This is a genomic window from Bacillus sp. BC08, from assembly GCF_054326875.1.
This window is the reverse complement of sequence record NZ_JBTGPA010000031.1, coordinates 198,300-218,977: the sequence shown is the minus strand read 5'-3', so window position 1 is coordinate 218,977 and position 20,678 is coordinate 198,300. Positions and strand designations below refer to the sequence as shown.

Annotated in this window: 18 protein-coding genes; 6 read left to right on the top strand and 12 right to left on the bottom strand. The window is 37.3% G+C overall.

The features are described from left to right. Nucleotides 1–67 precede the first annotated feature (67 nt). From ACXVYO_RS11690 to ACXVYO_RS11670, 5 genes are all read right to left on the bottom strand, one after another. Nucleotides 68–1,504: a GntP family permease gene (locus tag ACXVYO_RS11690; protein ID WP_458467121.1), complete on the bottom strand. Its 1,437-nt coding sequence runs from the start codon at nt 1,502–1,504 to the stop codon at nt 68–70. Between the two features lie 119 nt (nt 1,505–1,623). Then, the gene (locus ACXVYO_RS11685) at nt 1,624–2,415 is read right to left on the bottom strand and encodes an enoyl-CoA hydratase (RefSeq protein ID WP_458467120.1); all 792 of its coding nucleotides are present in this window, start codon (nt 2,413–2,415) and stop codon (nt 1,624–1,626) included. A 44-nt stretch (nt 2,416–2,459) separates the two neighbouring features. Beyond that, nucleotides 2,460–4,064, bottom strand: coding sequence for an ATP-dependent acyl-CoA ligase (locus ACXVYO_RS11680; RefSeq protein ID WP_458467119.1), 1,605 nt, complete (start codon nt 4,062–4,064; stop codon nt 2,460–2,462). Between the two features lie 240 nt (nt 4,065–4,304). Continuing rightward, nucleotides 4,305–6,044: a sigma 54-interacting transcriptional regulator gene (locus ACXVYO_RS11675; protein ID WP_458467118.1), complete on the bottom strand. Its 1,740-nt coding sequence runs from the start codon at nt 6,042–6,044 to the stop codon at nt 4,305–4,307. Between the two features lie 357 nt (nt 6,045–6,401). Then, a complete protein-coding gene (locus ACXVYO_RS11670) occupies nt 6,402–7,448 on the bottom strand; it encodes a DUF2332 domain-containing protein (protein WP_458467117.1) in 1,047 nt (348 codons plus the stop codon). A gap of 381 nt (nt 7,449–7,829) precedes the next feature. On the opposite strand from ACXVYO_RS11670, the gene ACXVYO_RS11665 reads away from it, so the two are divergent. Next, nucleotides 7,830–9,332 carry a malate:quinone oxidoreductase gene (locus ACXVYO_RS11665; protein ID WP_458467116.1) on the top strand — a complete coding sequence of 501 codons (1,503 nt, stop codon included), beginning with the start codon at nt 7,830–7,832 and terminating at the stop codon, nt 9,330–9,332. 39 nt (nt 9,333–9,371) lie between these two features. Here ACXVYO_RS11665 and lsrB read toward each other — a convergent pair whose 3' ends face one another. Genes lsrB through ACXVYO_RS11645 form a run of 4 tightly spaced genes read right to left on the bottom strand, consistent with a single transcriptional unit; the run spans nt 9,372 to nt 13,829 of the window. Beyond that, a complete protein-coding gene (lsrB, locus tag ACXVYO_RS11660) occupies nt 9,372–10,415 on the bottom strand; it encodes an autoinducer 2 ABC transporter substrate-binding protein LsrB (RefSeq protein WP_097863413.1) in 1,044 nt (347 codons plus the stop codon). After that, nucleotides 10,412–11,401 (bottom strand): ABC transporter permease, encoded by a 990-nt coding sequence (locus ACXVYO_RS11655; protein ID WP_458467115.1) that lies wholly within the window; start codon nt 11,399–11,401, stop codon nt 10,412–10,414. Before ACXVYO_RS11655 ends, lsrB begins: the two co-directional genes overlap by 4 nt. Further along, the gene (locus ACXVYO_RS11650; RefSeq protein WP_458467114.1) at nt 11,398–12,351 is read right to left on the bottom strand and encodes an ABC transporter permease subunit; all 954 of its coding nucleotides are present in this window, start codon (nt 12,349–12,351) and stop codon (nt 11,398–11,400) included. Before ACXVYO_RS11650 ends, ACXVYO_RS11655 begins: the two co-directional genes overlap by 4 nt. After that, the gene (locus ACXVYO_RS11645; RefSeq protein WP_458467113.1) at nt 12,348–13,829 is read right to left on the bottom strand and encodes a sugar ABC transporter ATP-binding protein; all 1,482 of its coding nucleotides are present in this window, start codon (nt 13,827–13,829) and stop codon (nt 12,348–12,350) included. Before ACXVYO_RS11645 ends, ACXVYO_RS11650 begins: the two co-directional genes overlap by 4 nt. A gap of 197 nt (nt 13,830–14,026) precedes the next feature. On the opposite strand from ACXVYO_RS11645, the gene ACXVYO_RS11640 reads away from it, so the two are divergent. The 4 genes from ACXVYO_RS11640 to lsrF are packed head-to-tail and all read left to right on the top strand — an operon-like array spanning nt 14,027 to nt 17,698. After that, complete coding sequence (locus ACXVYO_RS11640) at nt 14,027–14,959, top strand: sugar-binding transcriptional regulator (RefSeq protein ID WP_458467112.1); 933 nt, start codon at nt 14,027–14,029, stop codon at nt 14,957–14,959. Beyond that, entirely contained in the window at nt 14,959–16,521 is a 1,563-nt protein-coding gene (gene lsrK, locus ACXVYO_RS11635; protein WP_458467110.1) for an autoinducer-2 kinase, read from the top strand. Before ACXVYO_RS11640 ends, lsrK begins: the two co-directional genes overlap by 1 nt. 25 nt (nt 16,522–16,546) lie before the next feature. Then, nucleotides 16,547–16,909 (top strand): cupin domain-containing protein, encoded by a 363-nt coding sequence (locus tag ACXVYO_RS11630; protein WP_000909986.1) that lies wholly within the window; start codon nt 16,547–16,549, stop codon nt 16,907–16,909. 6 nt (nt 16,910–16,915) lie between these two features. Then, a complete protein-coding gene (lsrF, locus tag ACXVYO_RS11625; protein WP_458467109.1) occupies nt 16,916–17,698 on the top strand; it encodes a 3-hydroxy-5-phosphonooxypentane-2,4-dione thiolase in 783 nt (260 codons plus the stop codon). Nucleotides 17,699–17,844: 146 nt separating this feature from the next. On the opposite strand, the gene ACXVYO_RS11620 is transcribed toward lsrF, so the two are convergent. After that, nucleotides 17,845–18,348 carry a GNAT family N-acetyltransferase gene (locus ACXVYO_RS11620; RefSeq protein WP_458467108.1) on the bottom strand — a complete coding sequence of 168 codons (504 nt, stop codon included), beginning with the start codon at nt 18,346–18,348 and terminating at the stop codon, nt 17,845–17,847. Nucleotides 18,349–18,581: 233 nt separating this feature from the next. Here ACXVYO_RS11620 and ACXVYO_RS11615 point away from each other — a divergent pair, with 233 nt between their 5' ends. After that, the gene (locus tag ACXVYO_RS11615) at nt 18,582–19,187 is read left to right on the top strand and encodes a hypothetical protein (RefSeq protein WP_458467107.1); all 606 of its coding nucleotides are present in this window, start codon (nt 18,582–18,584) and stop codon (nt 19,185–19,187) included. 138 nt (nt 19,188–19,325) lie between these two features. Here ACXVYO_RS11615 and ACXVYO_RS11610 read toward each other — a convergent pair whose 3' ends face one another. Next, nucleotides 19,326–19,721, bottom strand: coding sequence for a VOC family protein (locus ACXVYO_RS11610; protein WP_073515448.1), 396 nt, complete (start codon nt 19,719–19,721; stop codon nt 19,326–19,328). A 203-nt stretch (nt 19,722–19,924) separates the two neighbouring features. Then, nucleotides 19,925–20,629: a nucleotidyltransferase domain-containing protein gene (locus ACXVYO_RS11605; protein WP_458467106.1), complete on the bottom strand. Its 705-nt coding sequence runs from the start codon at nt 20,627–20,629 to the stop codon at nt 19,925–19,927. Nucleotides 20,630–20,678 lie beyond the last annotated feature (49 nt).

Here is a 20,678-nt window from a genome sequence, read left to right as displayed (position 1 = left end):
CTATTTACCACTATTCAAATTTCAAATTGAAGTCTGCGTTATTTATAGCAGACAATCAATCTTCCTATTATACAATAGAAAACATCATGTACATTCCAACTACGAAGAATACAGCTAATGTCTTAATTATCGTAATACCAAAAATCTCTTTATAAGCTTCCCGGTGCGTTAATCCTGTAACTGCAAGTAAGGTTATAACCGCTCCGTTATGAGGCAAAGTATCCATACCTCCTGCCGCCATTGCAATTACACGATGCAGCACATCTAACGGAATATCAAAGTTCGCTGCCGCTTCAATATATTTTTCTGCCATTAAACCTAATGTAATACTCATCCCACCCGAGCCTGATCCCGTCAGTCCGCACAATATATTCGTCATGACCGCTCCGCTAATTAAAGGATTTGAGAAAGTCCCCGTTAAATAGTTTTGAATCATGACAAATCCAGGTAAAGCTGCTATAACGGCACCAAACCCATATTCAGCTGCGGTGTTCATGGCAGCTAGGATTGAACCACTTACGCCCACGCTTGTAATTGATTGAAAATGTGCTTTTACTGCTTGGAAATTTAATAAAATAGCAGACAATATACCGATAAGTAGTGCCATTTCCACAGACCAAATCCCCACGACTTGTCCCATATCAATTGTTCCGTACTCCTTCAAACCTATGGATGCAAAATCAAATCCCTTTGTATACCAAACAGGGATGAACACTGTAAAGACTTTATTCATTACACCAACCAGTACAAGCGGAAGAAAAGCTATCCAGTAACTAACTGGAATTACATCGCTGGAAGCACTCGGATTTTGCACCAATTGTGCACTAGTTGTGGCAGCCATCTCAGAAGTGGCACCGCCTTTTCCAAAGTACCCCTCTCCCTTAGCAGCAGCCTTCTTCCTACACCTTTCCAAATACAACATACCACATATAAAGATAAACAGTGCTCCGATAATTCCTAATGTAGGAGCGGCATAAATATCTGTTTTAAAGAACGTAGTTGGAATAACATTTTGGATTTGAGGCGATCCAGGAAGTGAATCCATCGAAAACGTAAATGCGCTGAATGCGATTGTCGCTGGAATGAGACGTTTCGGGATATCAGCCTCACGAAATAATTGCGCCGCAAATGGATAAATCGCAAATACTGCGACAAATAAACTGACACCACTGTATGTAAGAATCGCTCCCATTAATACGATGGAAAGAATTGCTCTTTTCACGCCTATAAAATGGATAATAATTTTCGCAATTTTTTCTGCTATACCAGTGATTTCTACCACTTTACCGAATATCGCTCCAAGCAAAAATACAGGAAAATATAATTTTATAAATCCGACCATTTTTGCCATAAAAACATTAGAAAAGAACGGTAAAACATTCGCTGGTTCTGTTAAAAATACAGCGAGCAACGCACATAACGGAGCGAATAAAATGACTGAGAATCCTCGGTAAGCTACAAAAATAAGTAAGCCAAGCGATAACAATACAATCAATAAATCCATAACCCCAATCCCCCTCCATAATATGGATTTTTCAACTTTGTATCCTTTTCTGTTTGTATATATTGTGGTAATGCCTGCCAGAGCAGGCATTACTTTTTGCATATTATAGTTATAGCTTTTTATTTATGATGAAAGATTGGTGCCCTCTTTTCTATAAAAGCCTCCACTCCCTCTTTTACATCACTCGTTTGAAACACATGTCCAAAATTTTCAGCTTCTATTTTTAATCCGTCCTCAAGAGAAGAAGATAGACCTTTATCGATAGATTGCTTCATCAAAGATAATGCAGGAAGAGAAAACCGAGCCATTTTCACAGCTAGTTCCTTCGCCATATTCAGCGATTCGCCTCGCGGAACAACATGATTCACCAAACCAACCCGCCAAGCTAATTCAGCAGTGAGCGGTTCACCAGTAAACATCATTTCCTTCGCACTTGCAGTTCCTATTAATCGCGGCAAACGTTGCGTTCCTCCCGCACCTGGAAACAAACCTAACTTCACTTCTGGAAGCCCGATTTGGGCGTGTTCTTCTATAATCCGTAAATCACATGATAAAGCTAATTCACACCCGCCCCCAAGCGCTAATCCGTTAATAGCAGCAATTACAGGCTTCGGCAATCTTTCTATTTTATTTAACGGATTCTGAAGCCACAATGATTTTCTCTCCGCATATTCACTCCCTTTCCCAATCCATTCCGGAAACGACTTAATGTCCCCTCCTGCAACAAAGGCCTTTTCTCCAGCGCCAGTTAGAAGTACAACAATTACCTCATCATCCTGTTCAATTTCATCGACCGCTATCGTCAGTTGCTCTACCACAGCAACGCTCAGTACATTCACAGGAGGATTATCAATGATAATCGTTGCGATTCCATCTTCTTTGGACCATGTAATAACCCGCTTATTTTCCAATTCAACCCCTTCTTTCCAATATGTAATAAAGTAAAATAAACATATCAACTCGTTCTTTTAATTACATAACCGGCCTGTTCCCGATCCCATGCGCTGCCGATCCCTTCCTCCTTCAGCTTGAACTTTTGAATCCGTTCCGTCGCGGTTTTTGGGAAAGTTTCACTGAACTGAACATATCGAGGTACCATAAAATAAGCCATATGTTCTTGACACCAATCTATAACCTCTTCATAGGACATCGTTTTATCTTCCTTTACAATCACATATAATTTAACATCCTCTTCCCCCACTTCTGATGGGACACCGATGGCCGCTGATTCAAGTACTTTTGGATGATTATTCACAACTTTTTCGATTTCCCAAGAGGAGATATTTTCACCACGCCTCCTGATACACTGTTTAATTCGATCGCAAAAATATAAGTAACCTTCCTCATCTAGATAACCTCGATCTCCTGTATGGAACCATCCCTCCTTCATTGCCTCCTCTGTTTTATCAAGCATTTTATAATAGCCTTCCATGAATGCTTGTCCCTGTAAGGAACGAATAAAAATCTCTCCAATTTCACCAGTCCGTGTTTCATTTCCATCCTCATTAACAATTTTCGTCTCTACGTAAGAATATGGTTTTCCTATAGAAGGTGGCTTATTGGCATGCAATGGATTCGTTACACAAAAACCCGTCGTTTCCGTTAATCCGTAACCTTCCACAATCCGGACACCAAACCGTTCCTCAAATGGCTTCCAAAACTCCTTAGGCGTAGCGGCGCAAGCCGTCACCCTTACTAAATTGTCATTATCGTCTTCCTTTTCTGGCTGCTTGCAGAGAATAGGAATCATAGATCCTAAAGAATTAAAAATGGTTACGCCATGACTGCGAATTTCATTCCAAAATCTAGAAGCACTAAACCGCTTACCAAGAGCAATCGTTGCATTGGAAGAAATGGATCCAAGTACTGTATGGGCCTGAGCGTTTATATGAAATAACGGAAGCGCTGTAAATAAGACATCTTTTGAACTTGCGCCAACCATATAATTGGCAAATGACTTCGCAGAATTTACATAAGCAGAATGACTTAACATGACCCCTTTAGGTAAGCCAGTCGTTCCAGAGGTATAAAGGATACTGTTAATAGAAGTGGAGGAAACAAATGTATTTGGAAGGTAATGATTATTTGTATTTAGTACATCTTTCAATTCAATTACTAATTGATCTTTACCATTACCTACAATGACCGCGCTTTCATTTTTTCGGTAAGCAACAATTTGAATGTTCCTATGTATATATGACAAACAAGAGGCAATTTGAGGAACAAATTCCTTATCTACGATAATTAACTTACAATCAGAGTGAGATACTATATACTGCAAACCTTCTCCTTTTAAATGTACATTTAGAGGCACCGCAATTGCTCCCATAAAAGATAAAGCAAACCATACATCCAGATATTCAGGAGTGTTATGAAGCATAATACAAACCTTGTCTCCTTTTTGAATACCGAGCTCACAAAATCCCGCTATGGCTCTTGCAATTCGATGATAAAGCTCCTCATATGTAATCCTTTGTTCTTCAAATTGTAAATACACTTTACTAGGTGTTTTTTCGATACTTTGCAAAATAAAATGCGGTAAACTTTGATTTTCCAACATTGAATTCCATCCCCTTCCTGCTAAAATCCTTTTTATTTATATAGCAAGAAGCATGCCAAAAATCGACTCATTCCCTATTCACTTATTCCTTTGTACTCTCCCTTACTTGTCTAATTTCACATGTCGCATTTGCGCTACAAATATTAGCAACCATGTCGCATATATAAGAAAATGTCGCAAAAGAGAGACAATGTTTATTGCTACAAACAAAAAAAGGGCCTGTTTGCCCTTTGCTTTCCTTCATGACATTTCGTATTTTTCTATTTTTCTATATAAGCTGGCCCGATGAATTCCTAAAAGCTCGGCTGCCCCTTTTATATTTCCAGCTGTTTTTTCCAAAGCTCTCGTAATCGCACGTTTTTCAGCAGCTTCCACTTCCGCCTGCAGTAAATAACTCACCTCATGCTTATCTTGGTCCATTGTATATGTTTCATGGTTTAACTCTTCTTCCAAATCTTTTTTCCGTAAATATGCCGGAAGATGGTGCACTTGAATAATCATTTCTTCTATAACATTCGTCGCTCGTTCTAACACATTCTCTAGCTCTCTAATATTCCCTGGCCAATCATGCTCCATGAATATGTCTCTTACTCTCTTATCCAACGAAAGAACATTACTACCTAGCTCACCATTCAATTTCTTAATTAAAAATTCCGTTATATGTATCATATCTTCTTTTCTCTCTCGCAGCGGAGGAATATCAATCTCAAACACATTCAACCTATAATATAAATCCTCCCTAAATTCCCCTCTTTGCACCATTTCACGGAGATTTCGATGTGTCGCCGCAATGAAACGGACATCAACCTTTTGAATTTTCGTACCTCCAATTCTTTCAATCTCTTTCTCTTGCAATACACGAAGCAACTTCACCTGCATATCCAAAGACATATCACCAATTTCATCTAAAAACAACGTTCCCTTATCGGCTAATTCAATCTTCCCAGGCTTACCGCCTTTTTTCGCTCCTGTAAAAGCTCCTTCTTCGTATCCAAACAATTCAGCCTCCAAAAGCTCCCTTGGAATCGCAGCACAATTCAAACGAATAAATGTTCCATTAGCACGCGGACTTGCACGATGTACCGCATGTGCAAAGAGCTCTTTTCCTGTACCACTTTCTCCTCTTATCAAAACGGTAGACCGACTTTTAGAAACCTTTAAAGCCATCATTTTGACTTCTTTCATTTTTGCACTCTCTCCTATAATGCTTTGAAAGGAAAGTCGCCCTTCTTGTAGCCGCTGCAATTCAGTTTGATAGTAAGATAACTTTGATTCCATTTCACTAATTTGATCTCCCAAAGCTTTAAACTGCTGTATATCATGAAACATAATTTTACCAATTGCTCCAATAATCTTGCCTTCCTTTATGATAGGTATGCGCGTTGCAATTATATTCCGATTACTTATACGCTGGATATGCCCAATTTCCATCTGTCCCGTCTTTACGATAATATGCATCCTCGTATTCTCAACAACCTCTGTACAATGCTTTCCAATTGCTTCCTTCGGATCATCAATCCCTAAAAATTGTGCATAAGAACCACTTAAAAAATTGACAATTCCTTGTTCATTTACCCCTAGAATGCACTCAGACAGTAAATTTAGGGCGCTTTCATATCGACTTATGATGCTTTCCAAAGACTGTATACTTTTCCCTTTGCTTTCCAGAATGGCAATTGATCCGTATTCTGTTTCATTCTGATACACACGAGATTCATTCACATTTAAAACTTGGTTGCCACTCCTACATTCATACCTGTACAAACTATCATTTTGATTCACTACTAACTTTTTACGATCAGGAATAATCGTTGATATATGCTCACCTATTATTTCATTTTCTTTTTTATGTAACATGCTACAGAATAGTTTGTTGCTATATGTGACGATTCCATCATGACTTATAACAGCAATTCCATTATTCATTACCTGAAGAGCCTGACTAGTTACCTGCAAATTCATTCGTTCGTCCATATGCATTTGGAAGCCCCCTATCCAATTGTGCTCATTCTCGTATGTATTATATATTCATCTTAAATATTTACTTTCCCTTGGTTTTTCCGTTTGAAGTTATAAATTCTTAAACTAGTAATATAGCTCATTAACCAGCGTCTTTTTTTGGCACTAGCAAGGGTTTTATAATCCACTTTCTATAGCGTCTTTTGGAAGAACCTTATCTCATGGGCCATTTGCAACATGCCGTAAGGACATGTTTAACACTTACATTGGATACATAGAACAAGTTTAATAAAAAGAAAAAACAGTTGACTGATTACCAACTGTCAACTGTTTTTATTACAAACATTGGTGACGAAACCCATAATTGTTAGGTTTTCTTTAGCATAAAGTTCGATCCCCAAGCTTCCAACTAAACCATCTTCCATGCCCTTCCGTTTCCCCAATCGTTTCACGATATTCGTTTCCGTTAATATAATAATCAATATGAAGGTCCCGGTCCCACATGCTGTTATATAGGTGGAATACATCACGTTTTGCGCCGATTTCTTGCACTTGTTTTTCTAATTTATGTTTTACTTGTTCGGGTATTTGATTTGCAACGTGTGTATGGAAAATACAGATTACAGCATCTTCACTAATTTGTTCAATAATAGATGGTAATAGCTCCACACCGTCTCCTTCTATTAATTTGACAGACTCATTTTTTACTAAAGTTGCTGCTTGGTCAAACATTTCTAGTCTTTCTTTATGTTCTGGCCAAATGAGTGCACGTAGCCATAAATAATCTTCATCACTATGTAAATCATTTACATGTAAGTCTAGTCCAATTCTTTCTATGACAGATGGACTTTCTTTTAGAAAATGAGGCACATTCTCCCCTCTTATTTCAGAAGTTAAATGTACATTCGAATTTATATTACCGTATGTTTCATCTGTTCCGTACGAATAGCTATATTGGTCCCAAAATAGTTGTAATCCCGAACTTGTCCCAATTTCTATTAACGCTAATGGCTTTTTCACTTTATTAAATATGTAGCAGAAACTTGGATATAAGTACGCACATCGTCTTACTTCATTCGTTTGAACGAGTTTCGTTTGTAATAAAGTAATGATTTCTTCTCGGTACGTTTTACAGAAATCTTTAAAATGATTAAAAGCTTTATCTAAATTTGTATTCTTATTTTCAACTAAACTACTGTAATACGTTTTTAAAGGATGTTCTTTCCCTGTTAGTAATAAATAATGTACGGCTCCTAATAGTAAGTTTGGGACTGGTTGACCTGCTTGAGCATAGGAAGATAGTGTAATTACTTCCTCATCTTCAGCAATTTGTATTGATAAGTATTCATATAAGTCACTTGACCCTTTACATTCCTTTATCGAAAAATTTTGAAATAAGTTCGCAATTTGTTCCTGTGTACGCATTGGTATCCCTCCTTTTATTTTTAACAGAATAATCTTACTATTAAAACGCCATAAATTCCATAAAAAGGTACCCACTCTACCCATTTTTGTAGCCGTAAGCTTTTTCGAGATAATTTCAAACTGTAATTTTTTTCTATTTACCACCTTAAAAGAGCTTGTTAAATAAGATTTTTAGCGAATAAAACGTTAAATAGTTTAAAATTATCAGATAACACTAGATATTTTAGTCTATTAATTATTATAATAGAGTATGAGATGGTTATACAATTGAGACAAAAAAGGTAAATACCTAGGTGGGGCCTAGGCGGTGTTTCTCTTTTACGGCTTAGACATAGAAAACACCTACTCTTTTTTGCCAATATAGGGGATGGAGAGATTATCATGAGCAACATGCAGCAAAAAACAGACGTTATCTTAATTGGTGCAGGAATTATGAGTGCAACGTTAGGCTCATTACTAAAAGAATTAGCACCTGAATGGGAAATTAAAGTTTTTGAAAAACTCGCAAGTGCCGGGGAAGAAAGCTCTAACGAATGGAATAATGCAGGTACAGGGCATTCTGCGCTATGCGAACTGAACTATACTTCCGAAAAATCTGACGGATCTATAGATATTGGTAAGGCTGTAAAAGTGAATGAGCAATTCCAGCTTTCAAGACAATTTTGGGCATATCTTGTAAAAAACAAATTAATTCGTAATCCACAAGATTTTATTATGCCTCTACCTCATATGAGTTTAGTACAAGGTGAAAAAAATGTTGAGTTTCTAAAAAACCGTTTTGAAGCGCTTTCAAAAAATCCACTGTTTCAAGGTATGGAATTTTCCGATGCTCCTGAAACATTAAAAAAATGGCTTCCACTCATTATGGAAGGACGTACACCAAACGAACCGATGGCTGCAACGAAGATTGACTCTGGAACAGATGTTAACTTCGGTGCATTAACTCGTATGTTGTTTGATTACTTACAAACTAAAAATATCGAGCTAAACTACAAACATAGTGTCGAAAATATTAAACGCACAAAGAATGGCTTGTGGGAAGTAAAAGTACACGATATGAATAGTGGTAAAATTGAGCATCACACTGCAAAATTCGTCTTTATCGGCGGGGGTGGCGGTAGTCTACCCCTACTACAAAAGACTGGAATTCCTGAATCAAAACATATCGGTGGATTCCCAGTAAGTGGACTATTTATGGTATGTAAAAACCAAAAAGTTGTAGAGCAACATCATGCGAAAGTATACGGTAAAGCTAAAGTCGGCGCACCGCCAATGTCTGTACCTCACCTTGATACGAGATATATAGATAATAAAAAAGCTTTACTATTCGGACCGTTCGCTGGGTTCTCACCTAAATTCTTAAAAACTGGCTCAAATCTTGACTTAATTGGTTCTGTAAAACCAAATAACGTCTTAACGATGTTAGCTGCTGGTGTAAAAGAAATGGGACTAACAAAATATTTAATTCAGCAAGTTATGTTATCTCATGAAAAACGTATGGAAGAATTACGCGAATTCATTCCGAACGCGAAAAGTGAAGATTGGGATATTGTAGTTGCTGGGCAACGTGTACAAGTAATTAAAGACACTGATGCTGGTGGTAAAGGCACACTTCAATTCGGTACAGAAGTTGTAAGTGCAGCTGATGGTTCAATCGCTGCGTTACTAGGCGCTTCACCAGGTGCTTCTACTGCTGTTCACGTCATGCTTGAAGTATTAGAAAAATGTTTCCCAAGCCGCATGGTAGAATGGGAAGGAAAAATAAAAGAAATGATCCCTTCTTACGGCATTTCACTAACTGAAAATCCAAGATTATTCCAAGACCTTCACACTTCGACTGGTCGTACGCTTGGATTAAATGAAAAAGAAACGGTTCATAATTAAAGAAAAAAACGTCCGATATATTCGGGCGTTTTTTCTTTACTAGAAATTATATTTATCAATATTCTCTTTCGTAAATACAACTCGCTCTGGCAATACGATAATTCCGTTTCCTTCTGCCTCATAATCGTAACCTTGGATGGAGTTTGGCTCTACTTTCACTTTTCCGATTCCTTTTACTTCAAAGCTATCCCCTACTTTTAGCTTCTTCCCTTTTACAACAATTTCATTTGCTACATACGTTGCAAGTGCGCCTTGCTGTTTCACATCCCATAATCCAAATTGTTGTACCGTTCCTCGTTTTACGTAATCACGCATAACGTTTGGTGTAGAGAAGCCAGTTACGGCTACTTTTTTATCCATTTTCAAATTCTCAGCTGCTTGTGCCATTGCTGGAAGTGCCGTTGCATCTGGGCAAATAACCGCATTAATATCAGGATACGTTTTTAATATGTTTTCCCCTACTGATAAAGATTTTTGCGCATTATTTTCACCGTACTGCGTCGTTACAATTTCCCAGTTCGGATATTTCTTTTTAATAATTTCTTTCGCTTTCGTTACCCATTGATTTTGATCTGTTACTGTTGGACTAGAATAAAAGAAGGCTACTTTTCCTTTATCTCCAATTTGCTTTGAAGTCATTTCAATTAATAAGTTAGCAAGTTGGTCTGGTGTACCTTGGCTTATATAAAATGAACGGTCTTTCGGATTCACATCAGAGTCCCACGTTAACACCGTCATCCCTTTTTTCTTAGCGCGTTGCAATGATTGTGATAGACCATCCACTGAAGTAGAGGAGATCATAAGTGCATCATAGTTTTGGTTAATAAAATTGTTTATATATTTCACTTGCCCTGATACGCTTGCTTCAGACGGTCCATCATACTTCACTTGTACGCCTAGTTTATCTCCCATCTCTTTCGCTCCTTCACCACCAGATGTAAAGAAGCCAACCCCAGTTAGTTTCGGAATGAATGCAAATTTCACATCATCCGCTTTTTTCTTATCTGCCGTTTGACTAGAACAAGCTATTAAACCGATTAAACAAATACATACAATGAATACAATCCCTAGTTTTCTCTTCATGACATTTCCCCCTTATGCAAACTCTTTCTTTTCCCCGGTGTGAATTGATGTAATTTGAAATGTCTTATAATAACTGAAAGAATAAGAATAATACCAATTACTACGTTGGATTGTTCATTTGTTAAACCCGTCATTTGCAAACCATACTGCATTAACCCTATAAAAATACTTGCCAGTACAGTACCGATAATGCTTCCTTTTCCCCCTGTAATAAGTGTTCCTCCTAATACAACTGCTGTAATAATTGGTAAAATCGTTTCACTTCCCATATCTGCACGCGCGGAACCGAAATACGCAGTTAAAAAAGCGCCCCCTAATCCACCTCCTAACCCGGAAAGTATGTATGCGATGATAACTACTTTTTTCGTTTTAATCCCGGTGTATTTTGCTGCGTTTTCGTTCGCACCTGTTAATTTGACGTGGCGCCCATAAATAGTACGATGAAACAATACAGTGCATAAAATCGTTAAGATAATCAATAACCATAATAAATTCGGTATCCCTACAAAACTACCATTTGCCAGTTGTACAAATACTCCAGGTAAACCACTTATCCCTTCATATCCAGAAGCTCCTGCCCCTCCTGAAATGACGAGTGCAATGCCGCCGTATAAAAACATCGTTCCGAGTGTAACGACTAGTGGCTCTACATCTGTCATTTTTATAATGATTCCGTTTAAAGCTCCTGCTAAGCAACTAATGATTAGGGCTATTATGACAGCAAACAAAATAGGTATTCCGTTCATCCAAAGTACACCGATCAAGATTGAAGTGAGCCCCATTATTGAGCCGACCGATACATCAATTCCTCCTGTTACAATAACGAAAGTCATTGGTATCGCCGCGATTGCGATAAAGAGGAAATCATTCGTACTAAAAAGTAGATTACTAATATTTAAGAAATCACTACTTATAAAACTAAAGAGAATGAATTCTATAAGAAGTAATACAATTAGAACACTTTCCCATCTGTATAAATACTTCATAGATTCATCCTCCTTTCTGCCCTCCACTTTTTCATAACACTATCTAATATGACGATAAGTAATAATAAAAAACCTGAAATAGCATTATTCCAAAATGCTGGTATTTTTAAAAAGATGAGTGAACTGCTTATCGCCTCTAAAAATATCGCTCCTAATGCCGCTCCAACTATAGAACCCGTTCCGCCTTTTAAATGAACTCCTCCTAGTACAGCAGCTGCGATAACCTGCAGTTCTATCCCAGTACCTGTTTGGTTAGGAACGAACCCGATATTCATAACAAATATGCAACCAGCGAGCGCAGCGCTTATGCCTGATATAATAAACGCATATATCTTCACTTTATTAACTGGTATACCAATAAGTCTCGCGCCATCTTCATTATCACCTACCGCATAGAAGTATCTCGCGTATGGTACTTTCCTTAATAAGAAGTATAGTAGTAGTAAAATAATCAGAACAACCCATACAGTTATTGGCAGACCAAGTATGACGATAGATGAGAGTTGCTTAAAATTGTTTGGAATATCTTCAATCCATTTTCCGCCTGTGAAAATTAACATCGCACCTCTAATGACCCCTAACATACCTAATGTCATAATAATAGCGGGTACTCGAAGCTTCGCAACGCCAACTCCGTTTACAAAACCAATAATAGCCCCAAGTATGATTGCGGCAGTAATAGACAAGATTGTACTAAACCCATCCGTTAACAACATCCCGCAAACCGCTGCGCTTAATCCCATAATGGAACCAACTGATACGTCTATATTTTTCGTAAATAAGACAAAAGATTGACCAATTGCTAGCACGACTAAAATTACGCTTGATTTCATCATTAAAGATAACGAGTTAAGTTGAACGAAACTTGGATTTATCATTCCGACAATGGCAATATAACTTAGTAATAACAGTATGATAGATGTTTCGTGCATTTTATACATACGTTTCATTCCGTTACACCTCCGTAAGCAAGACGTGTAACTTCATCTACATTCACCTTTTCTTTCTCCAAATGAGAAACAAATTTTCCATTTCGCATTACATATACACGGTTTACTAATTGAACAATTTCTTCAATATCTGAAGAGATTAATAATATTGCGAGCCCTTCCCTTTTCATTTTTTCTATCGTCTCATATACTTCAAGCCTTGCTTTCGCATCAATTCCGCGAGTCGGCTCATCAAGAATAATAATTTTCGGATTACACGCAAGATATTTTGTAAGTACGACTTTTTGCTGATTACCTCCTGATAAAGATGCTAGTACTTCATCCATGCTTCGTACAACAATTCGAAACTGTTCTATATACGACCTTACTAAAGCGCTTTCTTTTTCTTGATTGATGAAAAAGCGACTATTCTGATGTAAACATGCTGCAGTCATATTTTCTTTAACCGATGCGATTGAAAAATTACCATTTCTTGCTCTATCCTCTGGCACATAAACTAGTCCTTCGCTTAGTCTTTTATGCAAAGAGCATGAATCAATTGATTTTCCTTCTAATAAAATAGAACCTGATTTTAAAGGTTTCAATCCAAATATCGCTTCTGCTAATTCAGTTCTGCCTGATCCAACAATGCCAGCAATACCTAAAATCTCACCAGCATGTACAGTGAATGATATATTTTCGAAAGCGTGACTCGTTATATCCGTTACTTCTAATATTTTTTTCGTTTCTTTTGTCTCTTGCATTATTTCTCTTTCCTCTTCTTGTTTATACCCTTTCGGTAATAACCCCTCCATTAGCATTTCATATGTATAGTTACATACATCCCCTTGGCTTATAATCATTCCATCACGTAAAATCGCTACTTTGTTGGCAATTTCAAAGATTTCTGGAAAGCGATGCGTAATATATATCATCCCAATTCCTTTTTCTTGTAAATTTTTCATCAGCACAAAAAGACTCTTAATTTCGTGAGTTGTTAATGTAGATGTTGGCTCATCTAAAATAAGAATCTCGGCTTCTCGTATTAATCCTCTTACGATTTCTACTAACTGTTGCTGCGCAATGGATAGTGATCCTCCTAATTCTTTAAGGTCAATTTCCCATCCTAAATTGTCAATCAATTGCCGAATCTTTACTTTTAATTCCTTTTTCTTCCCTTTTAGTCCGGTACATATATTCTCTTCAATGGTCATATGCGGAAAAATGAGTGGTTCTTGTGGTATTAAGTAAACCCCTTCTTGATGTGCTTCTTTCGGATTTGCAAACTGTTTCCTCATTCCTTTTACATGCATTTCTCCACTATCATACGAATATAACCCCGTTAATATTTTCATTAATGTTGATTTTCCAGCACCATTTCCCCCAACTAAAGCGTATATCTCACCACGCTCTACTTGTAAGTTCACCTCTTTTAGCACAAGTTGATTTGAAAACGCCTTACTCATTGCCTTTACTTGTAATAAAGGTACGTTATCCACATGATGTCACCCGCCTTTATACAGAACATTTTTTGAGAAAATGATTATTTGTTCTACTTGTTTTGTAGCATTGTATATTCCTTTTTTCATATCTAGAACACTTTTTTCATCAGACTATTAATCGTTTCAACTGGAATAAACAAAATATACGGCACATATGTTTAAGCATTGGTCAATTGTTGAAAGGGATGACGAGTATGACACAACTGAACTTTGAACAAAATTTATTAACGAAAGTAGCTTGGTACTATTATAAAGATCAATTAACTCAACAGGAGATCGCTTCACTTCTTCATATTTCTAGAAATAAAGTCGTCCGATTATTAGATAAGGCACGTAGTGAAGGTATCGTTACTTTTCACGTAAAAGGTACTGGTTTGCACTGTTTAAGTATTGAACGTGACCTAATGAAAAAATTCCACTTAAAAGATGCATTTATTATCCCTACTCCAATAGACAATTATCACGCTTCTCTCGGAAAAGCTGCTGCACAATATTTAGAAACTCAGCTCCAGCAAGGTGATTTACTCGGAATTGGCTGGGGAGAAACAATTAGCAAAATGCTAGAAAACATTCATTTTGAAAGTTCCATTAATCTTTCAATCGTAACGCTAACCGGCGGAGTAAATCACTATCTCCCAAGAAAACAAAACTATTTACACTACATGCAAGGCGATCTTCATATTATCCCTACGCCGTTTCTAGCATCTACAACCGAAATGGCACAAAGTATTTTATCAGAACCGAGTGTAAAGGATATGCTTCATGTCGCTTCACTTGCTCATACGGCTGTTGTTGGTATTGGAGGATTATCTCAAGACGCTACGATTGTAAAAGAAGAAAAATTAACGCTACGTGAGATGACATATATTCGTAGTCAAAACGGGGTGGGCGATATTTTAGGGCAGTTTTACAATACGAATGGTGATTTATTAAACCTTCCGCATCACAACCGCCTTATTGGTACACCACTCTCTATCCTTCGCAAAATGAAGCATGTCATTGGTGTTGCTGGAGGTACAGAAAAGATAGATGCAATTTTTGGTTCTTTAAAAGGAAAGTTCATTCATACATTAATTACCGATGAGGAAACGGCCCTCTCCTTATTACGAAAGGATGGTGATTGTTAATGTCTCATTTATTAGCTTTTGATGCTGGTACAGGAAGCATTCGAGCTGTTCTTTTTGATTTACTAGGTAATCAAATTGCAGTCAGTCAAAAAGAATGGATTCATAAAACGGATCCTCGTTACCCAGGTTCTATGAATTTTGATGTAATAGAAAACTGGAAGCTAGTACAACAATGCACGAAAGAAGTTCTACAAAGATGTAATATCTCCCCCTCTTCTATTCAAGCTATTAGCGCTACAAGTATGCGAGAAGGTTTTGTTTTATATGATAAAGATGGGCAAGAAATATGGGCTTGTGCAAATGTTGATGGGCGCGCATCCGCTGAAGTTAGTGAACTAAAAGAAATTCGGTCACATCTTGAAGAAGATTTATATACAAGATCTGGTCAAACTTTTTCATTAGGTGCTTTACCCCGTCTACTTTGGATTAAAAAACATGAGCCAGACGTCTATATCAATATTCATTCTTTTACGATGTTAAATGACTGGATTTTATATAAATTAAGCGGCGTACTGCAAATCGATGCCTCAAACGGATGTACGTCCGGTATTTTTGACTTACAAAATAGAGTGTGGGATAACGATATCGCTAAAGAATGTGGTTTAACATTGCCATTTTCACCAACAGTAAATGAAGCTGGTACCGTTACCGGCAACGTTACAAAAGAGTGTGCCACATTAACTGGATTACGTGAAGGAACTCCTATCGTCGCCGGGGGCGGAGATGCTCAAATGGCATCGCTCGGAACAGGAGTCGTGAAGCCTAATCAAACATTAATATGCGGAGGTAGTTTTTGGCAACAAGAAGTGAATATAACTGAGCCTATAACAGATCCACAAGCTGCGATTCGGATAAATTGTCACGTCGTTCCGAACCTATGGCAATATGAAACGATTGCCTTTTTCCCAGGCCTTGTTATGCGCTGGTTTCGAGACGCTTTTTGCCAAGAGGAAAAGAAACTTGCTGACAAACTCGGTGTAGATGCTTATGAATTATTAGAAGAACAAGCGAAAGACGTACCGGTTGGTTCACATGGCATTATCCCTACTTTTTCAAACGTTATGAACTATATTTCTTGGCGTCATGCCGCACCTTCTTTTTTAAATTTAAGTTTAGACGCTGACAAATGCGGAAAAAAAGAACTGTTCCGTTCTATTGAAGAAAATGCTGCCTTCGTTACACTTGGTAACTTAAAATTAATAGAAAATCTCACAGGAATATTCCCTTCTGAAGTCATTTTTGCTGGCGGTGCTGCTAAAGGAAAACTATGGCCACAAATCCTATCAGACGTCCTTGGTATTCCTGTAAAAGTACCAGTTGTGAAAGAAGCAGCTGCTTTAGGAACTGCGATTGCTGCTGGAGTTGGCGCAGGCATATATTCATCTATGGAAGAAACTGCCGAACAGTTTGTACAGTGGGAGCACACATTCGAGCCAATTACTGAACATCATGAACTATATAAAGAATTCTTTGAAACATGGAAAACCGTGTATGATAGTCAACTCTCTTTAGCTGATAAAGGGCTCACCTCACACATGTGGATTGCGCCTGGTGCACTGTAACACATTACATAAAGGAGTGAAATGTATGTTAAAAGCGAATGAAAATGATTTCTCCTATCGCTTCGGTGATAACGGGCCGAAATATTTAATACAAGGTCCAAATATTGATCTTGGCCTTGTTGTCATTCAGCCTGGGCAAGAGTTTCAAAATCACTATCATACAACATGCGAGGAAGTCTTTTATGCATTAGAAGGTGAAATTGATTTCTATGTGAATAACGAAAGAGTTCCAATTAAACAAGGCGATGTATTGCAAGTTCGCCCTCATGAATCTCACTATCTTATTAACCATTCTGACAAACCTTTTAAAGCAGTTTTTATTAAGTCACCACATTTACCAAATAAAGATACGGTACAAACGGAAAATCCAACATTAACGAAGGAGTGATTTCAAATGAATTGGGGATTTAAAAATCGATTAAATACAATTTTACCTGATGGCAGAGCGGTTATGTTAGCGATAGATCACGGCTACTTTTTAGGACCCATTCACGGGTTAGAACAGCCACTCGAGACAGTTAAAAACTTACTTCCTTATACAGATTCCCTCTTTTTAACGCGCGGTGTACTTAGCTCCTGTATTCCTGAAAACTGCAGCACACCGATGGTTATGCGTGTTTCAGGCGGAGCTACTGTCGTCGGTAAAGATTTAGCGAATGAAACAATTGTTACACCTGTAAAAGAAGCAGTGAAACAAAACGCAATTGGCGTCGGCGTTTCTGTTTTCGTCGGATCAGACTATGAAACGCAAACAGTTTCAAATCTCGCAAATGTAGTTTCAGAAGCTCACGATTACGGTTTGCCAGTACTCGGCATTACCGCTGTTGCGAAAGAATTACAAAAACGTGAAGCTCGTTTTCTAGCACTCGCTTCCCGCGTATGCGTTGAAATGGGAGCTGACATTATTAAAACGTATTACTGCGAAGGATTCGAAAAAATCACAAGCACTTGCCCTGCCCCAGTCGTAATCGCTGGCGGACCAAAACTAGATTCAATTGAAGACGCATTAAACATTACGTACAATGCACTGCAAGAAGGCGCAATTGGCGTAGACATGGGCCGAAACATATGGCAATCTGAACATCCTGCTGCCATGATTCAAGCAATACATGGCATTGTGAAAAACGGATTGAATGTGAAAGATGCGCTCCAATTATATGAAGATGTAAAAAATTAAAATAAAACGACAGATTATTACTCTTACATATATACAAACTCAATATTTACTATAAGGAAAAGCCTAAAAGCCTCTATGTTAGATTACTAAGTAACCTAACATAGAGGCTTTCTTTTACAATTTTTGTTCTGAATTGAGTCAAATCCCTACAGATCGCGCACATTCCAAACAATCTCACCGCGTTCACCAAACGTACTGTGATGCCGCTTAAATCCTATCTTTTCTAATACCCGGAAAGACGCAGTATTCCAAGCACCTACGGTAGACCAAAGTCTATGGCGACCCGTAGCAATCGCAGCCTCAAGCACTGCTGATGCTGCTTCTGTCGCATAACCATTACGATGAGCGCTTTGGAACAACTCGTATGCAATTTCCGGCTCTTCAAGCGTGGATCGACCGATGATTAAGCCACAGTATCCGATAAAATCCCCTTCTTTTCGCCTACGTATAGTAAGAAGAGAAATGCCATTTTCAGTTGCTTTCTTGCGCATTTCGATAAGAGAGCTACGAACAGATTCAATGGTTGGCATGTCCACACCACGTTCACCAATTAATTGTCTCAGCCAGATTGCATCAGATTCCTCCCACATATTCAGATCGAGTCGTTCCGTTTTTAACTGGAACGCCATATCTTTAAAAACAGCTGTCATAGCGGTAACCTCCTATTGATTTCACTGTACTACTTATAATAGTTTCGTACTTTACCATATGGGATACCTGCTTGATTCATACATTATTATTATTTTATGCATAAGCAATTCCTTTGCAAAATAGAACTTGTTTTCAAACTTCATTTTAATTCTATAACATTTGATTTACACTTAATATTTAAAAATGTATTGCACTTTCTTTTTTGTTAAAATAAAGAAAAGGAGGAATAATTATGAAACGAATGAATTTTGAACGCCCTACTGATTATTACGATGAAAGATTATATACTATCGATGAAAAAATTTGTGCCCTATTAAAAGAACGGAAAGAACTTTCAGGTGGTGATCCAGGTTTTCCACATGATGAAGCTATTTATAAATGGGCAAAGCAATACGGATTTTATCCAGACTATTTAAATTCACTATTCTCTTCTATGATGGACGAAGGTGAATTTAAACCTCGCGTCGAACCTATTACATTCAAAAAACATATACCTGTTTTTAAAACGTATGAACATAAAGGTATTATGTATACCGTAACTTTTATTCGCCAATATGCAAATGCTAGTGTAGTTTATTTATATAGCGATTGGGATTCCACTGATGAAGTTTTTAATGAAAATAAGCATCATAGTTTCTTCCAATTATCAATAGATGATACATATGACTGCTGGTCAGAAGGTGGTGGCGGCACTGATGGACATTTTAGTCATCATTTCGTTATATCTCCTGCCCTTCCTGATAATTTGGCTGGAATAAGCTTACGATTTAAAGAACTCAATATACCGTTTAAGAAAGATCAAGATGTGCTTGAATTTGAAATTAAGATAGATTTATAAAAAAGTTGTCTCACAAGTCATTTGGCTGACTAAAAACCGTTTATTTTTACTTTTAAGTCCCTTAAAATAATAAAGCCCCTTTCCAAACTGGATAAGAGGCTTTATTTACATCTTCATACAATTACTCTTGTTAATTCGTTATTGAACTTTCTTACCGTCTTTATAGTCAAGGCAGGACACTTCAATTAACAATCCGTTAAACATTGTAAAATAAAAACCATAACTACTACCTCTCATAGAATACGGTGCCTTTTCTATTTCAATGCCACCAGCTACTAAACGATTATATGCTTGATCAACTTCATTTGAAGTATCCACTAAAAAACCAATATGAAAAGCTTCTGGATACATCACTTCCTTATTTCCCTTAAATGCTTTTGGATCGCTTAGCACAAGTATAAATCCACTCTCGTCACTCATCACTACTAGTGCCTTTCCCTTTTGCTCCAAAAATTGAAAATCAAAAAATGTTTCAAAGAAATGTCTCGCTTCTGACAAATCATCCACGCATAGATTCAAATGATTTAACTTCATTCACTCATCTCCTTTTAAGCACAGGGTATGTAGACTCATTTTCATAACACTTAAATATGCAAGGTAAGATATTCAAGCGTTCCATCTAAGACTATGCTTTATAGTCTAATACTTTTCTCTATAGCCTAGAACGCTTTTTAATAAATGTAATTACATGAACCATTCGATATGAAATTTTAATGTACCTACATAAAATAGACACATTATTTACTTTTCAAATTGTGTAAAACCCACTCAATCAAGAAAATTGCTGAAGAGGTACGCTCTGTCGTATCCCCTAAAAATAGTTTATGAAGTAATGCCTCCAATTGAATTGGTTTATTGGGCAACGCTTGAATATACCTTAAAACAGATCCCGCTGGCGGTGTGGGTTGGTTATTAATAGTCCATATCCCTTCTAACAATGTCCAAGTTGACGTATGAACGATGTATGAAGCTTTTAACTCATCATTTGCTTTCAAAGCAGACTGAATTTTAATGAGCGAACTATGCAACCAATGAGAAATACCTTTCACTTTGTCACTAGAAATACGATAATTTTCAAATTCATAGGTAGCTATCTCCTTTAACCTTTTCAACTCGCCGCTTTTATCAAATAAAATTTTCCCTTCTAAAAATGAGTATAGTTCCATCGGATTGTTTTTAAAGTTTACTAGTATTTGATTGACGTCTGCATACTTATATTCAACTAAAATTTCTTCTCTCGTTTCAGAATGGAACCTCTTCTTTTGTCCATCTTCTAACAGAATATATAAGTCTAAATCCGAATCAGGATATGCATCACCTCTTGCGACAGATCCGATAAGCATACATCCAGTTACCTTATCTATTAATAAGATTTCAGCTACTATTGTTTGCACTAATTTTTTATGTTGTTCATGTTTAATAGATGTCTGTGCTTCTAACATTTGTAACCTCCAAACATTTTTTCACTTCATTTACCTCCATTTATAACGA